A 12,847-nucleotide genomic window follows, 5' to 3' on the forward strand; every position below is an offset into this window, starting at 1 on the left:
GCGCAAAGATGATCCCCTTCAACCATCTCGGTTGGATCTTCAGCCGGTTCGGCGCAGCGGTCTACCCCGCGGCCGCCGTCTCCCACCTCTGCGAATCCCTCCGTCCCCTCCCCGCCGAAGCCATCCTCCTCGACCTCGGCGCGGGGACGGGCACCCTGAGCAGCTACGCGCTTGGCTGCCGCAGCGATCTGCGACCCGTTGCCGCCGACCCGGCCGAGGGGATGCTGCGCTACGTACCCGAAATCGTTGAGCGCTTTACGGCGCGGGCCGAAGCCCTCCCTTTCGACGCCGACCGGTTCCATGCCGTTTTAGTGGGCGAGGCCCTGCACCACTTCGACGTTCCCGAAGAGGCCCTCGACGAAATCGTCCGCGTTCTGCGGCCCGGCGGGCTGCTCTTCATCTACGACTTCGACCCCTCCACCCTGCTCGGCGGCACCCTGATGCGGGCCGAAAAACTGCTGGGCGAGCCGGGGCACTTCTACCCGCCGGACACCCTGGCAACGCTGCTGGAGCAGCGCGGCTTCACCGGTACCAGCATCCGTTACGGCTGGCGCTACACCCTTGCAACTGCCCTTAAGGCTTAAAGACGGCGCGTTTGGCTATTCCCCCCGTTTCATTGTAAAATTTCTCTATCCCATTGTTAAGGCCGCACCATGCGCATTACGAAGAACACCCTCGTCACCCTCGACTACGAGCTCTCCACCGCCGACGGTACGCTGCTGAACCCCGATGACTCCGAACTGATGTACCTCCACGGCGGCTACGGCCAGATCTTCGCCAGGCTCGAAGCGGAACTCGAAGGCAAACAGGCCGGGGACGACGTCTACGTCGCCCTCTCCCCCGCCGAAGCTTTCGGGGAGTACGACGGCTCCCTCATCGTCGAAGAGGCCCTCTCCGAACTCCCCGACGACCTGGAGGTCGGTATGGAAATCGAAGGGCACCTCGAATCCGATCCCGACGACATGATCATCTATACCGTCAAGGAGATCCGCGGCGATGAAGCGGTTCTCGACGGCAACCACCCCCTCGCCGGCAGCAGCCTCGTCTTCGACGGCACGGTGAAGGAGGTGCAGCTCCTCGATGACGCCGCCGTCCGCGAGCTACTCGAACACGAGCACCACCACCACTGATGCTGGCCCTGCTTCAGCGGGTCGGCAGCTCCTCCGTATACGTGGAGGGGCGCGAAGTCGCCGCGATCGGAAAGGGGCTCACCCTCCTGCTGGGCGTGCTTGAGGGCGACACGGAGGCTGACGCCGACAAACTGCTGGCCAAGATCATACCATTGCGCATCTTCGCCGACGAGGCGGGCAAGATGAACCGCTCCCTGCTCGATGTGGGGGGCCAACTGCTTGTCGTCTCCCAGTTCACCCTCGCCGCCGACGTCAAAAAAGGGCGGCGCCCCTCCTTCGATGCCGCCGCCCCGGCGGCGGAAGCCGAACAGCTCTACCGCTACTTCATTGCGCAGGCGTCCGTGAACGTCCCGGTCCGGCACGGCGTCTTCGGCGCCCACATGGACCTGCACATCGCCAATGACGGCCCGGTGACCATCATGATGGATTCGAAAACGCTTTGACGGTCCCGCTGCTCTCCACACTCCGGCGCTACGTCTCCCTGCCGCTCATTGTCCTGCTGGCCGCCAACCTCTACCCGCTCTACGGCGTCCTGGAGCGGGGATGGGGTGTTTTTGAACTGATTTTTCTGTACTGGATGGAGAACGTCGTCATCGGCCTTTTCAACGTGCTCAAAATGATCACCAACCGCCCCGGGGATCTGGCCGGCAACCTCGGCAAGCTCTTCCTTGTCCCCTTTTTCACCTTCCACTACGGCATGTTTACCTACGCCCACGGCATCTTCGTCATCGCCCTCTTCGCGCCGAAGGAGCTGCACCTGAACGTCTTCGGTCTCGCCGACTACATCTACCACCGCGACGTCCTGTTCGGCAACGGCGTACTCACCGCCCTGACGCTGCTCATCGTCAGCCACGCCGTCTCTTTCTACGTCGATTATGTCCGCAGCGGCGATTATGAGCGCACCACGCTCTCGGACTGGATGGGCGCGCCTTACGGCCGGGTCGCCGTCCTGCACATCGGGCTTATTGTCGGGGGGTTCCTCGTTATGGCGCTGGGACAGCCCCTCGCCGGGCTGCTCGTCCTGCTCTTTTTGAAGATCGGGATGGACGGGCGCTCGCTCATTCGCCACCATGCCTCCGTGCAGGGGAAGCGTCCGGTGGATTAATGTGACTTTTTGATCATCACTTTTATCCGATCACTGATTATTTTTTATCCATTGAAGCGTCAATAATTCCCGCTGCCTTGTCGTACACTTCCGTATTCTATGCGGAGGTCATTATGGCATCAAAAGAGAACTATATACAGAATATTCGAAATGCACGGACCCATCAGCTCAAATGGATCAACCAGATCAAACTGATGGTCTCCGGCGTCAGCCATGAAAAAGATGCGGTCCCCGTCAACCAGTCCGACAGCGACTTCAGCCGCTGGCTCTACGACGACGCGATGATCTTTTCAACATCCAACGCCAAAAGCGTCATCGACGAGATGATCGAGCTGCATACCAACTGCTACGATATCTATCTCAAGATCTATGCCACGCTCTTTGCCGAAAAATCGGGGGGATTGATGGGGATGTTCGGTTCGAAAAAGGCCAGCGCCAGCGACCTGAAACTCGCCCAGAACTATTACGAAGAGCTTCTGCCGGTCTCCGACAGTCTGCTCAAGCGGCTGCGGGCTTTCGAGAGCGTCATGCTCGCCACCCCGCAGTCCAAGTTTGACGAACTGATGGTGGCCCCGGAGGTGGAGGCCGTTACCGCGCCGGAGCCCGAAGTCTCCGAAACCAAGCAGAAACTCTACTTCCGCGGACAGCTGATCGAGGGCTGACGCCCCGGCCTAGTAGTCCGTAAAGGTGGCATAGACCGTCGTATCGCACGGCATCCACACCCCCAGTGTCTCCGTAACGTACCCATCCTCGTACTCGACCCGGAGATCGTAATACTGGTCGCATTCATAGATGTCTACGACAAGATCCTCCCCGGGGTAGAGCACATCCGTCCCCAGCAGATCCTCACCCCAGCTCGACGCGAGGGAGGGCGCGGCATAGGCGTAAAAGATCCTGCCCCAGGAGGTCTCATCGTTGTGCATCACGAGTGTCGCCGGTGCATAGGGGATGTGGGGGTCGTTGTCCTCCACATAGATAAAACAGCCCGACAGCAGCCACAGGGGCAGCAGCAGCATCGCCAGGCGCAGCAGAAGTTTATTGCGCTTCATCGGACACCTCCGGTTTCGGCAGATAGAAGATGTTGGGCAGCTTGCGGTCATGCAGTTTGCCGAAATCCTTCGCCGGTTTGGCGGCCGCAGGGGCGGCTTCCGGCTTCTGTACCGCTTCGGTGTGGGCATGAAGCCGGACGATTTCCCGGACCTGTGGCGGCTGCGGCGCTGTCGGCGCGGCGGCATAGACCGTCGCCGCAATAAGGGCCGCTCCGCTCCATAAAATGACTTGTTTCATCATGGCTCCTTTAATCTTTACCGCCAGTATGCCATACAATCATGAAGCGAACGTGAAGCCCGCAGGAACGGCATTTGCAACCTCTCAATCACAATATTTACGTGTAAGGAATCTCCTATGGAACACCATGTCATCATCGAAAAACTTTGCAGTTGCGCCAAGAAAAAAGGGTTGGATCAGATCGTCACCTTCGACAATAAAGAGAGCGCCAGAAGCGCGGCGGATGCCCAGCTCTCCTTGATGAAAAACAGCTTCTGCGGCAAACACCACTTTGACGTCACCGAAGTGGATGACCACTTTGTCATCGGGATGCTCCAGGGCGGCTGCGGCTGCGGCAGCCACGAGCATCACTAAGGCGATCCCGCCTCAGTGCTGTACCCGCAGGTACACCTGAAAAAAAGGAAGCACTTCCAGATCCTCCGGATCGATACTGACCCGGCCGTCGGAAGCGACGCTGGCGATGATCTCCACCGTCTTGTCTTCACTGTAAAAACTGAGCAGCGCCGTATCCCCGCTCTGCTCCTCTAACAGTCCCAGCCCCGTAGTGCGAACCAGTTCGCGCAGGGCCTCCGCCGATTCGAAGACGGCAGCGGTAATAGCCGCCAGGAAAGCCGCAAAGGGTTCGCAGCGTACTTCGCAAAGCAGGCAGTCTTTTTCCGAACGGCTGATGCCGCGGTTCTCAAAATGGATAAAATCGTATTGCTGAAGGACATCCAGATCCTCCATCGTGATTTCGCGCGAGGCGTACACGGCTTTGAGTGCATTGAACGTTGATAACATCGTTACCTCCTCTCCGCCCGGTCGCGGGCGTGTCGTCCCACCTACTGCATATTCCGTGCGACGCGGCTATCGTATGAAAGTTGCACACGTGAGGCCAACGCCCCGGGCGTACCCAAGGAGATAGGAATGGATGAACTGACGCTCGGAGTCGCCGCGATGGACGAGACCCATGCAGACTTTCTTCGTCTGCTCGATGCCGTCAAGCAGGCGACGGGAAGCGACTTCATTGAAGGGTTTTCGGCCCTTGTCGAACACACGGAAGCCCACTTTGCCATGGAAGAGGAGATGATGCGTTCGCTCGCCTATTATGGCCTGCAGGAGCATCATGACGAGCACGAGACCCTGCTCTCGGAGATGCGCTACTTCCTCCAAAAAGCACGGAAACTCCCTCCCTTCGGTCGCTCCTATATCGACGATTATGCCTATGAAAAGTTCCGGCGCCATATCATCAACATCGACGCGCAGCTGGCGATGTTCCTCAAGGGGCTCGAAATGGAGGCCGCGCATGGTTAAGACCCTGACAACCCGCGCCGGTGTAGAGATGCCGACGCTGATCTACGGCACAGCCTGGAAAAAAGAGCAGACCGCGCCCCTCGTCGAAGCGGCACTGCGCTGCGGCTTCCGAGGCATCGATACGGCCTGCCAGCCCCGCCACTACCATGAAGCCGGTGTCGGCGAAGCCCTGGCGAAGATGGACGCCGAAGGGCTCAAACGCGAAGCGGTCTTTCTGCAGACGAAATTCACCCCCGCAGACGGGCAGGATCCGGAGAACACCCCCTACGACCGGAACGCCCCGCTCCCCGAACAGGTGGCGCAATCTTTCCGTGTCTCCCTGGACAACCTCCGTACCGGCTATGTCGATTCGTACGTCCTGCACTCGCCGCTCTTCCCTTTCGCACACCTCCTCGCCGTCTGGCGGGCAATGGAAACGATCGCCATGGACGGCGGGGCGCGGCAGCTGGGGATCAGCAACTGCTACGACCTGCGGACCCTGCAGCGGCTCTTTGACGAAGCAAAGGTCAAACCGGCCGTGCTGCAGAACCGCTTCTACGCCGATTCCGGCTATGATGCCGAGCTGCGCGCCTTCTGCGATGCCAACGGCATACGCTACCAGAGCTTCTGGAGCCTGACCGCCAACCCTCATCTGCTCGGCAGCGAACCGGTCATCCGCGCCGCGATGGCACGCCGTATCGGCACCCCGCAGATCTTCTACGCCTACCTGATCGCCAAAGGGATCACTCCCCTCGACGGCACCACCTCTTCCGTCCATATGCAAGAGGACCTGCACGTCACGGATATCCGCCTGGCGCCCGAGGAGATCGCGGCGATCGACCGGCTGCTGCTGAGCTGAGTCTAACGCCGTTTCACACTGGGATTTTCAAAAATAGACAGGGACGAGACACCATTGATTAAAAGTTGATCACTTTGTTGTTCATCCTGTTTCCAAAATATCCTATACTGTTCTTACCCGTAAAAGGGTAAGCATTCCGATGCGATTGATTTGTATCAGACTTTCATGCGAAAGTCGCCATTACGTTTTTGTTCTTCTACTCCCTTGCATTCGCGGTGCTGCTGTCACCGCGATCCTTCCACAGACACCATTGACATCTGAAACGACACCGATAATTTGACCTGGTACACTGAAGAGAAAATACGATAGATAGCGGTATGAAAGTGTGCCGGCCGCAACGGCCCTCAGAGAAAAGAAAGTGTGGCGGGGCGGCTATTTCTTTGCCGCTTTCGCCTCCGCCTGTTTTTCAAGGTCGTAGAAGTAGTTGGTCGCCTCGACGAAACCGTCGACGCTGCCGCAGTCGAAACGCTTGCCCTTGAACTTGTAGCCCAGGACCATCCCCTTTTTCGCCTGTGTCAGGAGGGCATCGGTGATCTGCAGTTCGCCGTTTTTGCCCGGCTTGGTCTTCTTGATCACCTCGAAGATATCCGGGGTCAGAATATAGCGGCCGATAATGGCAAGGTTGGAGGGGGCTTTATCATTGTCGGGCTTTTCCACCATATCGTCGACCATGAAAACGCCACTCTCGATCTCGCGGCCGGCGATGACACCGTATTTGTAGACCTGGTCTTTCGGGACCTCCATGATGGCGACGATGCAGCACTTGTACTTGTTGTACAGATCCACCATCTGCTTCAGTACCCCGTCACCCTCCGGGTTGATGCAGAGGTCGTCGGCCAGGATGACGGCGAAGGGGTCGCTCTCCCCGACGAGGACCTTGCCTTTATAGATCGCGTCCCCCAGCCCCTTCATCTCGTTCTGACGCGTATAGGTAAAGGTACAGTTGTCGATCAGGCGGCGGATGTCGCTGAGCAGCGACTCTTTCGAGGAGCCCTTGATCTGGTGTTCAAGCTCGTAACTGATGTCGAAGTGGTCGGTAATGGCCCGCTTGCCGCGGCCGGTGATGACGGCCATGACATCACAGCCGGCTTCATGGGCCTCTTCGACCCCGTACTGGATCAGCGGCTTGGTCAGGATCGGCAGCATCTCCTTGGGCATCGCTTTGGTCGCGGGCAGGAAGCGTGTTCCGTATCCGGCCGCGGGAAATAGACATTTTGTAATCATTCAAACTCCTTTTCATTGATGATGGGCAGTGCCTTGTTACAGCACTCTTCGAACACGTCGACGTCGATACGGCATTTTATCCACATCACTCCGTAACTTTCAATTTCAAGCGCTTCGGAGGTAACGTGAATGTTACCGATACACTCCGTCGCCGGCAGTTCAAGGTATTCGGGCAGGCGGAAACGCACCGCCTCGTCGCTGAAGTTGTGCACAGCCAGGATATGGCTGTCCAGGTCGCGGCTCTCGCGCTGGAGGCAGAAGAGCGACGGGTGAAGGTCCAGGAAGATAAAGGGGCCGAACGGGTCGAACGCCGTCTCGTTTATCCGGATGGAGAGCAGCCGTTTGTACGCCAGGTAGACCCGGCGTTCCAGGCTCCCCTCCTTCTGCAGTTGTGCATCCAGCCAGTTCGAGTTGAACTTCTCGCGGTTGATGGAGCGGTTGATCCCCGTCATCTTGACGCCCTCGAGGTAGTTGCGCGATCCGAACAGCGAATGGAAATAGATCCCCGGCACCCCCGGCATGGCCAGCGACACCGCCTGGGTCAGCCGCATCCGCCTGGCCCGGACCTCATCATCCGCTTCGGGGGGTGTGAGCAGGTCGATGTAGCTGCAGTTGAGTTCGTAGGGGCTCTGTGTACCGTCGGTATTCGCCCGGTACGAGACGAGCCCCCCGGAACGTTTGGCGGCCGCTTCGAGGGTCGCGATCTCCTCCTCGTCGAGGATCTCGCTCACGGGCCGCAGCCCCACCCCGTCATGCGACGCGGTGAAGTTGAAGAAGCAGACCTTGTCGCTGGGCAGTCTCAGCGTCTTGGCCCACGCCGAAAGCTTCGAGGGATTCCCCGTCAGTACCGAATGCGCCAGCAGCGGAGGCAGCGCGAAGTTGTAGACCATCTGCGCCTCGTCGTCCCCGCTGCCGAAATAGGAGATGTTCTCCTGGTGCGGGACGTTGGTTTCGGTAATGATGATGACCTCCGGGGCGACCTTGTGCAGCACCTCCCGCATCAGCTGGATCAGTTCGTGGGTCTGCTCCAGGTGAACGCAGGCGGTACCGATCTCCTTCCAGACGAAGGCGATGGCATCCAGGCGCAGCAGCGTCGCCCCCTTCTCGATATAGAAGAAGAGCGCATCGAGCACCGCCAGCAGCACCCTGTAGTTGGCGTAGTTCAGGTCGACCTGGTCCCGGCTGAAGGTCGTCCAGATATAGCGGATACGCCCCCCGGTGTCTCTGAACTCGTGCAGCAGCGGCGAGGTCCGGGGCCGTACGACCGAGCTGAGGTCCAGGGTCGGGTCCGCATCGATGAAAAAGTCGGCGTACTCCGGGTCGTTTTCAAGGTACTTCTTGAACCAGTCGGAGAACTGCGAGACATGGTTGATGACCGCATCGAACATCAGGCGGAAATGGGTCCCCAGCAGCTCCACTTCGCCCCAGGAGCCGCAGTGCGGGTCGACCGCCTTGTAATCGACGACGGAGAATCCGTCATCGGAAGAGTAGGGATAAAACGGCAGCAGATGGACCGAATTGACAAGCCCGTCGACATGCGAAAAGAGAAAATCGTTAAGCTCTTTGAGCGGGGGCTCGGGCGGGCTCTGTACCTGGTCGCCGTAGGTAATGAGGATGGCATCCTTTTCTGTGAGGTGATAGTCATACGACGTGATCCGCTCGCGGTAGGTGTTGATCAGGTCCCGTATGCCCGCGTAGGCGTTGTCCGCGTCTTCGGCATCGTAAAGAACCGACAGACGCTCCCGTATGGAATGGGGTTCGTACTGGATCATTCCTTACGCCTCCTGCGCATCCAGCGCGACGGCCTTGGCGAACTTCTCCGAAAACTCCGGCAGCACCGAACGGACGGTAATCCACGGGGACATCGACGGGACACCCAGCGGATTCTCGAAAAACTCGCTCGCCGCCTCCTCGATGGCATCCTGGAACGCTTCGACGGCGCTGATCTCCCGCTCGCGGTTATACTCCAGGCCGTTGAGCTTGGAGAGCGCCACGTACTTGGAGATCTCGAAACGCGACTCCTGGAAATAGGCCGCCAGCAGAGTCTTGAAGTGCGACTCGGTAAAGACGATCCCCTCCTGCGCCATCACCCGGAAGAGCGCCTTGGCGATGTCGCCGGCCATCTTGTAGACGCCGCCCCCTTCGGTCTTGTTCCCGAGATCCTGGTGCTTGTGCTCGTAGGTATCCATGATCTCCGTCTGGCAGATCCGGCGGTTGGAGGTGTTCTTGTAGACCTCGCTGAGCGTCGAGACCTCCAGGCCCCAGGTCGGCGAGATGGCGATACCGCGTCCCAGCGAACGGATAAAGGCGAACTCTCCGGAGAGCGCGTAGCGGAAGCTGTCCATGTATTCGAGGTAGCGGTTCGTACCCATCACCTTCTCCAGCGCATGGATCAGCGGGGTGTAGAAAAGGCGCGTCACCCGGCCGTGCAGCTTGTTCGTCACCCGGGAGTAGTACCCTTTGTTGAACTCGTAATCCAGGGCCGGGTGGACGATGGGGTAGAAAAGCCGCGCGACGATCTCGCGCGAATAGTTGACGATGTCGCAGTCATGCAGGGCGAAGGCGTAGTTCTCCTCTCCTGTCAGACCGTAGCCGATCATCGTCCAGACGTTGCGCCCCTTGCCCGGGTCTTTCAGGCAGGGGAACCCTTCGCGGGTCAGCTCCGCGTAGAGCTCCTGAATCCGGGGACCGTCGTTCCAAAGCACATCCACTTCGCAGGGAAGCTGCACCATCAGTTTCTTCACCTCCAGGAACTGTTCGCGGGTCGCGCGGTCCAGCCCCAGGATAATGCGGTGCAGGTAGCGGACATGCTTCAGCTCCTCGATGATCGTATGCATCGCCGGAGTCTCGAACTCGCTGTAGAGCGCAGGCAGCAGCAGGACCATCTTGCGGCGTTCGGACATGCGTTCGAGGTCCTTTTCCATCGCCTCGAGGCTTCTGTCACCTACCCGTTGCAGTGAGGTGATCACCCCGTTTTGAAAAAAGTCAGCCATTATCCTCTCCTTTGTATGCAATGACCACGTCCATGACGTTGGTGCCGGTGTACCCGGTCTTGATCAGGGCCTCTTTGCCTGCGAAAAACGTGTTGGAGTCGAAACGTGCCAGGGCATCGTCGATCTCCTCGGCGCTGCAGTGCCGGTACAGTATGTCGGAGATACGCGCCCCCGCCGCATCCGAGTTACCGTCGATCCCGTCTGTACCGGCACATATAATATCGTAAACACTGTTGGTTTTTAAACGTTTTAAACAATACAGGGCGAAATGCTGATTCCGTCCCCCTTTTCCGTTTCCGGAGACCGTCACCGTCGTTTCGCCCCCCTGCAGAAGAAGGGTGCCCGGCGGCAGCGCCTCAAAACGGCGGCAAAACGCCTCCGCCGCCTCGGTGACGTCCCCCTCGATGGGGGTTTCGACCACCCGGACGTCGCGGCCGTGTTCCGCGCCGCAGGCCGCCGCAGCCTCCAGGGCCTGCCTGTTGCTGCCGATCAGCAGATGTTTGACCGTCGGCAGCGGAGCCGTCGGGGTTTCGGGGACCTCGCCGCGCTCCCCTTTTGTCAATACCTCGCGTACCGTCTCGGGCAGTGCTTCCAACAATCCCTTTCCCCGCAGCAGTGCTGTCACGTCGGCGTAGGTGCTCCGGTCGCAGTACAGCGGTGCCGAGCCGATGGTCTCCAGATCATCCCCGATGACATCGGAAACGACCAGGACGAGGACTGTCGCCCGGGTCATCTGCGCCAGCCGTCCCCCCTTGATCATGGAGAGGTGCTTGCGCACGCTGTTCGTCTCTTCGATGCTGCAGCCGTTTTCCAGCAGCAGCCGGGTCGTCTGCGCCATCGCCTCGAGCGTCACCGGCGGCAACGGTTTTTCAATGAGAGCGGAGGTGCCGCCGCTGAGCAGGAAGAGTATCAGGTCCCCCTCGCCCGCCCTGGCAAGCTGTTCCATCAGCCGTTCGGCCGCCGCGACACTCTTTTCGGAAGGGATCGGGTGCGTGCTCCCGACATAGGTGCAGTATTGAAGCGGGCGTTGCGCTTCAGGGGTGACGATGACGCCGCCGGCGATACGCTCCCCCAGGATCGCTTCGCACGCCTCGGCCATCGGCAGTGCCGCTTTGCCTGCACCGCAGAGGTAAAGATGGTCGTAGCGCTCCAGGTCAAACTGCTCCCCCTCGACCGAAAGTATCCCTTCACGCAGCTGCATCCGGCCCGTCAGCATGCGCTGCGGCATCACTGCGTCCACCGCCGCTTCAAAGACGGCATTAAGCTCAGGCAACACCGAAGAGCTCCTGCAAAACGGCATTCCAGCCCCGGGGTCCCGGATAGGGCGCCTTGATGAGATTGGGCAGGTTGATGGCGGCATAACTGCCGTCATGTTTCGGGATGAGTACAGGGATATCGACGCTCTGCAGCATCGAGAAGTCGTTCTCGCTGTCACCCAGTGCGATGGATTTGAACGCAATGCCCGTCGATGCTTCCGCGCGATCGAGCAGGGCCTCAACTGCGCTCCCTTTGCTCTGGTTTCGCCCGATGAGATGGTAAAAACGCCCCCCTTTGGTCACGGTGAACCCCTCGGCCGAAACCGCCGCGACCAGATCGTCAAGCAGGCTCTCGTCTTCCATAATAAAGGGTTCGGAGCAGTAGCGCGTCTTCGCCATCTGCGCTCCTTCGGTGTGCAGCCCCGTCCGTTCGGCCACCTCGTCGTGGTGCATGTGCGAAAAGCCGCGGAGGCGGTAGCGGGTCTTCAGGTTGTCCAGCAGGTTCGTACAGGCGTCGTAGGCGGCCCCGAGGGTGATCACCTCGTAGTCAGCCTCGTGATCGGCGCCGTAGAAACGGCTGCAGCAGCGCGGGATGAAGATCGCCCCGCCGTTCTCCACGATAAAGGGGGCGCAGAGCCCCATCTTTTCCTGGAGTTTGACGGCTTCGGGCTGCGTTTTACTGGTAACGAACACCAAGGGAATCTCTTCACGTATCAGGTAATCGATCGCGGGCTGCGCCGCAGAATGCGAGTAGGTTTCGTGGTCAAGCAGTGTGGCATCGAGGTCAGTGAAAACGATGTAGTGCGGCGAATCAGACATTCGCTTTGCCTTGCATGTTTATCATGTCCCCATTGTAACATCACTGGGGGCGTTATCGGCTGGTGGACTGCCTGCTTTTTAGGCATGTTTCAAAGGCTCCGTTGGGGTATACTATGAAAATACCCCGGAATAAGAGGACATTTTATGAGCACCTCTACCATTAAAGGCGTCCTGTGCGATATCGGGGGTGTGCTGTATGAAGGCGACACCCCCTACCCCGGTGCCGTCGAAGCGGTCGCGCGCCTCAAAGCGGCCTATCCCGTCCGCTTTATCACCAACACGACCCAGAAACGGGGGAGCGACGTCGTCTCCAAGCTGCAGCAGATGGGCTTCGGGATCGAAGCGTCGGAGGTGATCACCGCCCTGGACGTCACCAAAGCGTACCTGATCGAGCGCAAAAGCCGGGCGGTCTTTCTCCTCACCGACAGTGCCGAGACCTTTTTCGACGACCTCCCCGACGCCCCCTGCCGCTGCGTCGTCGTCGGCGACGCCCAGGAGAACTTCACCTATGCGCGCCTCAACGCGGCCTTCCGAACCCTCATGGAGGGCGGCGAACTCCTCGCCGCGGCGAAAAACCGCTACTTCAGGGACCACGGTGGCCGGCTCAGCATGGATGCTGGCGGTTTCGTCGCGGCCCTGGAGTACGCCTCGGGCAAAACGGCAACGGTCATCGGGAAACCGAGTGCGGAGTTCTACCGGCTCGCCTGCGCCCGGATGGGGGTAGCGCCCGAAGAGACCGTGATGATCGGCGACGATATCGAAAGCGACGGCGGCGGCGCGCAGGCGGCGGGCCTGCGGGGCATTCTCGTCGAAACGGGCAAATACACCCCCGCCGACCTGGAGCGCGGCATTACGCCCGATGCCGTCTTCCCCTCCCTCGCCGAAGTCACCCTCTGAAAATC

Annotated in this window: 17 protein-coding genes; 9 read left to right on the top strand and 8 right to left on the bottom strand. The window is 59.7% G+C overall.

What is annotated here, in order from left to right; all coding sequences use genetic code 11:
- The first annotated feature begins 8 nt into the window (after window positions 1-8).
- The 5 genes from ACXWTF_RS08065 (at window position 9) to ACXWTF_RS08085 (ending at window position 2,897) form a co-directional block, all read left to right on the top strand.
- On the top strand, window positions 9-584 hold the full coding sequence (locus ACXWTF_RS08065) for a class I SAM-dependent methyltransferase (protein WP_461714486.1): 576 nt from the start codon (window positions 9-11) through the stop codon (window positions 582-584).
- 69 nt (window positions 585-653) lie between these two features.
- A complete protein-coding gene (locus tag ACXWTF_RS08070; protein ID WP_461714487.1) occupies window positions 654-1,130 on the top strand; it encodes an FKBP-type peptidyl-prolyl cis-trans isomerase in 477 nt (158 codons plus the stop codon).
- Window positions 1,130-1,573 (top strand): D-aminoacyl-tRNA deacylase, encoded by a 444-nt coding sequence (gene dtd / locus ACXWTF_RS08075; protein ID WP_461714488.1) that lies wholly within the window; start codon window positions 1,130-1,132, stop codon window positions 1,571-1,573. The genes ACXWTF_RS08070 and dtd overlap by 1 nt, the downstream gene beginning before the upstream one ends.
- The gene (locus ACXWTF_RS08080; protein WP_461714489.1) at window positions 1,570-2,235 is read left to right on the top strand and encodes a DUF6498-containing protein; all 666 of its coding nucleotides are present in this window, start codon (window positions 1,570-1,572) and stop codon (window positions 2,233-2,235) included. The genes dtd and ACXWTF_RS08080 overlap by 4 nt, the downstream gene beginning before the upstream one ends.
- 113 nt (window positions 2,236-2,348) lie before the next feature.
- A complete protein-coding gene (locus tag ACXWTF_RS08085) occupies window positions 2,349-2,897 on the top strand; it encodes a hypothetical protein (RefSeq protein WP_461714490.1) in 549 nt (182 codons plus the stop codon).
- Between the two features lie 9 nt (window positions 2,898-2,906).
- On the opposite strand, the gene ACXWTF_RS08090 is transcribed toward ACXWTF_RS08085, so the two are convergent.
- Complete coding sequence (locus ACXWTF_RS08090) at window positions 2,907-3,284, bottom strand: hypothetical protein (protein ID WP_461714491.1); 378 nt, start codon at window positions 3,282-3,284, stop codon at window positions 2,907-2,909.
- Window positions 3,271-3,522, bottom strand: a complete 252-nt coding sequence (locus tag ACXWTF_RS08095) for a hypothetical protein (RefSeq protein ID WP_461714492.1) — start codon at window positions 3,520-3,522, stop codon at window positions 3,271-3,273. Before ACXWTF_RS08095 ends, ACXWTF_RS08090 begins: the two co-directional genes overlap by 14 nt.
- 117 nt (window positions 3,523-3,639) lie before the next feature.
- Here ACXWTF_RS08095 and ACXWTF_RS08100 point away from each other — a divergent pair, with 117 nt between their 5' ends.
- A complete protein-coding gene (locus tag ACXWTF_RS08100; RefSeq protein WP_461714493.1) occupies window positions 3,640-3,876 on the top strand; it encodes a hypothetical protein in 237 nt (78 codons plus the stop codon).
- A 12-nt stretch (window positions 3,877-3,888) separates the two neighbouring features.
- On the opposite strand, the gene ACXWTF_RS08105 is transcribed toward ACXWTF_RS08100, so the two are convergent.
- The gene (locus ACXWTF_RS08105; RefSeq protein WP_461714494.1) at window positions 3,889-4,302 is read right to left on the bottom strand and encodes a hypothetical protein; all 414 of its coding nucleotides are present in this window, start codon (window positions 4,300-4,302) and stop codon (window positions 3,889-3,891) included.
- 126 nt (window positions 4,303-4,428) lie between these two features.
- On the opposite strand from ACXWTF_RS08105, the gene ACXWTF_RS08110 reads away from it, so the two are divergent.
- Window positions 4,429-4,815: a bacteriohemerythrin gene (locus tag ACXWTF_RS08110; RefSeq protein ID WP_461714495.1), complete on the top strand. Its 387-nt coding sequence runs from the start codon at window positions 4,429-4,431 to the stop codon at window positions 4,813-4,815.
- Window positions 4,808-5,653, top strand: a complete 846-nt coding sequence (locus tag ACXWTF_RS08115) for an aldo/keto reductase family protein (RefSeq protein ID WP_461714496.1) — start codon at window positions 4,808-4,810, stop codon at window positions 5,651-5,653. Before ACXWTF_RS08110 ends, ACXWTF_RS08115 begins: the two co-directional genes overlap by 8 nt.
- 372 nt (window positions 5,654-6,025) lie before the next feature.
- Here ACXWTF_RS08115 and galU read toward each other — a convergent pair whose 3' ends face one another.
- Genes galU through ACXWTF_RS08140 form a run of 5 tightly spaced genes read right to left on the bottom strand, consistent with a single transcriptional unit; the run spans window position 6,026 to window position 11,945 of the window.
- Complete coding sequence (gene galU, locus ACXWTF_RS08120) at window positions 6,026-6,877, bottom strand: UTP--glucose-1-phosphate uridylyltransferase GalU (RefSeq protein ID WP_461714497.1); 852 nt, start codon at window positions 6,875-6,877, stop codon at window positions 6,026-6,028.
- Complete coding sequence (locus tag ACXWTF_RS08125) at window positions 6,874-8,649, bottom strand: alpha-amylase family glycosyl hydrolase (protein WP_461714498.1); 1,776 nt, start codon at window positions 8,647-8,649, stop codon at window positions 6,874-6,876. The genes galU and ACXWTF_RS08125 overlap by 4 nt, the downstream gene beginning before the upstream one ends.
- A 3-nt stretch (window positions 8,650-8,652) precedes the next feature.
- Window positions 8,653-9,870 (bottom strand): glycosyltransferase family protein, encoded by a 1,218-nt coding sequence (locus tag ACXWTF_RS08130; RefSeq protein WP_461714499.1) that lies wholly within the window; start codon window positions 9,868-9,870, stop codon window positions 8,653-8,655.
- Window positions 9,863-11,146, bottom strand: a complete 1,284-nt coding sequence (locus ACXWTF_RS08135; RefSeq protein WP_461714500.1) for a glycerate kinase type-2 family protein — start codon at window positions 11,144-11,146, stop codon at window positions 9,863-9,865. The genes ACXWTF_RS08130 and ACXWTF_RS08135 overlap by 8 nt, the downstream gene beginning before the upstream one ends.
- Window positions 11,136-11,945 (bottom strand): HAD-IIB family hydrolase, encoded by an 810-nt coding sequence (locus ACXWTF_RS08140; RefSeq protein WP_461714501.1) that lies wholly within the window; start codon window positions 11,943-11,945, stop codon window positions 11,136-11,138. Before ACXWTF_RS08140 ends, ACXWTF_RS08135 begins: the two co-directional genes overlap by 11 nt.
- A 144-nt stretch (window positions 11,946-12,089) precedes the next feature.
- Between ACXWTF_RS08140 and ACXWTF_RS08145 the strand changes: the two genes are divergently transcribed.
- Window positions 12,090-12,842 (top strand): TIGR01458 family HAD-type hydrolase, encoded by a 753-nt coding sequence (locus ACXWTF_RS08145; protein WP_461714502.1) that lies wholly within the window; start codon window positions 12,090-12,092, stop codon window positions 12,840-12,842.
- The last annotated feature ends 5 nt before the right edge of the window (window positions 12,843-12,847 follow it).

The organism is Thiomicrolovo sp. ZZH C-3 (assembly GCF_054862725.1).

Coding starts and splice junctions, on each gene's coding strand:
- ACXWTF_RS08095 (WP_461714492.1), bottom strand. CDS start 3,522: ATGAAACAAGTCATTTTATGGAGCGGAGCGGCCCTTATTGCGGCGACG.
- ACXWTF_RS08140 (WP_461714501.1), bottom strand. CDS start 11,945: ATGTCTGATTCGCCGCACTACATCGTTTTCACTGACCTCGATGCCACA.
- ACXWTF_RS08115 (WP_461714496.1), top strand. CDS start 4,808: ATGGTTAAGACCCTGACAACCCGCGCCGGTGTAGAGATGCCGACGCTG.
- ACXWTF_RS08110 (WP_461714495.1), top strand. CDS start 4,429: ATGGATGAACTGACGCTCGGAGTCGCCGCGATGGACGAGACCCATGCA.
- ACXWTF_RS08065 (WP_461714486.1), top strand. CDS start 9: ATGATCCCCTTCAACCATCTCGGTTGGATCTTCAGCCGGTTCGGCGCA.
- ACXWTF_RS08085 (WP_461714490.1), top strand. CDS start 2,349: ATGGCATCAAAAGAGAACTATATACAGAATATTCGAAATGCACGGACC.
- ACXWTF_RS08145 (WP_461714502.1), top strand. CDS start 12,090: ATGAGCACCTCTACCATTAAAGGCGTCCTGTGCGATATCGGGGGTGTG.
- ACXWTF_RS08125 (WP_461714498.1), bottom strand. CDS start 8,649: ATGATCCAGTACGAACCCCATTCCATACGGGAGCGTCTGTCGGTTCTT.
- ACXWTF_RS08105 (WP_461714494.1), bottom strand. CDS start 4,302: ATGTTATCAACGTTCAATGCACTCAAAGCCGTGTACGCCTCGCGCGAA.
- dtd (WP_461714488.1), top strand. CDS start 1,130: ATGCTGGCCCTGCTTCAGCGGGTCGGCAGCTCCTCCGTATACGTGGAG.
- ACXWTF_RS08100 (WP_461714493.1), top strand. CDS start 3,640: ATGGAACACCATGTCATCATCGAAAAACTTTGCAGTTGCGCCAAGAAA.
- ACXWTF_RS08070 (WP_461714487.1), top strand. CDS start 654: ATGCGCATTACGAAGAACACCCTCGTCACCCTCGACTACGAGCTCTCC.
- ACXWTF_RS08130 (WP_461714499.1), bottom strand. CDS start 9,870: ATGGCTGACTTTTTTCAAAACGGGGTGATCACCTCACTGCAACGGGTA.
- ACXWTF_RS08090 (WP_461714491.1), bottom strand. CDS start 3,284: ATGAAGCGCAATAAACTTCTGCTGCGCCTGGCGATGCTGCTGCTGCCC.
- galU (WP_461714497.1), bottom strand. CDS start 6,877: ATGATTACAAAATGTCTATTTCCCGCGGCCGGATACGGAACACGCTTC.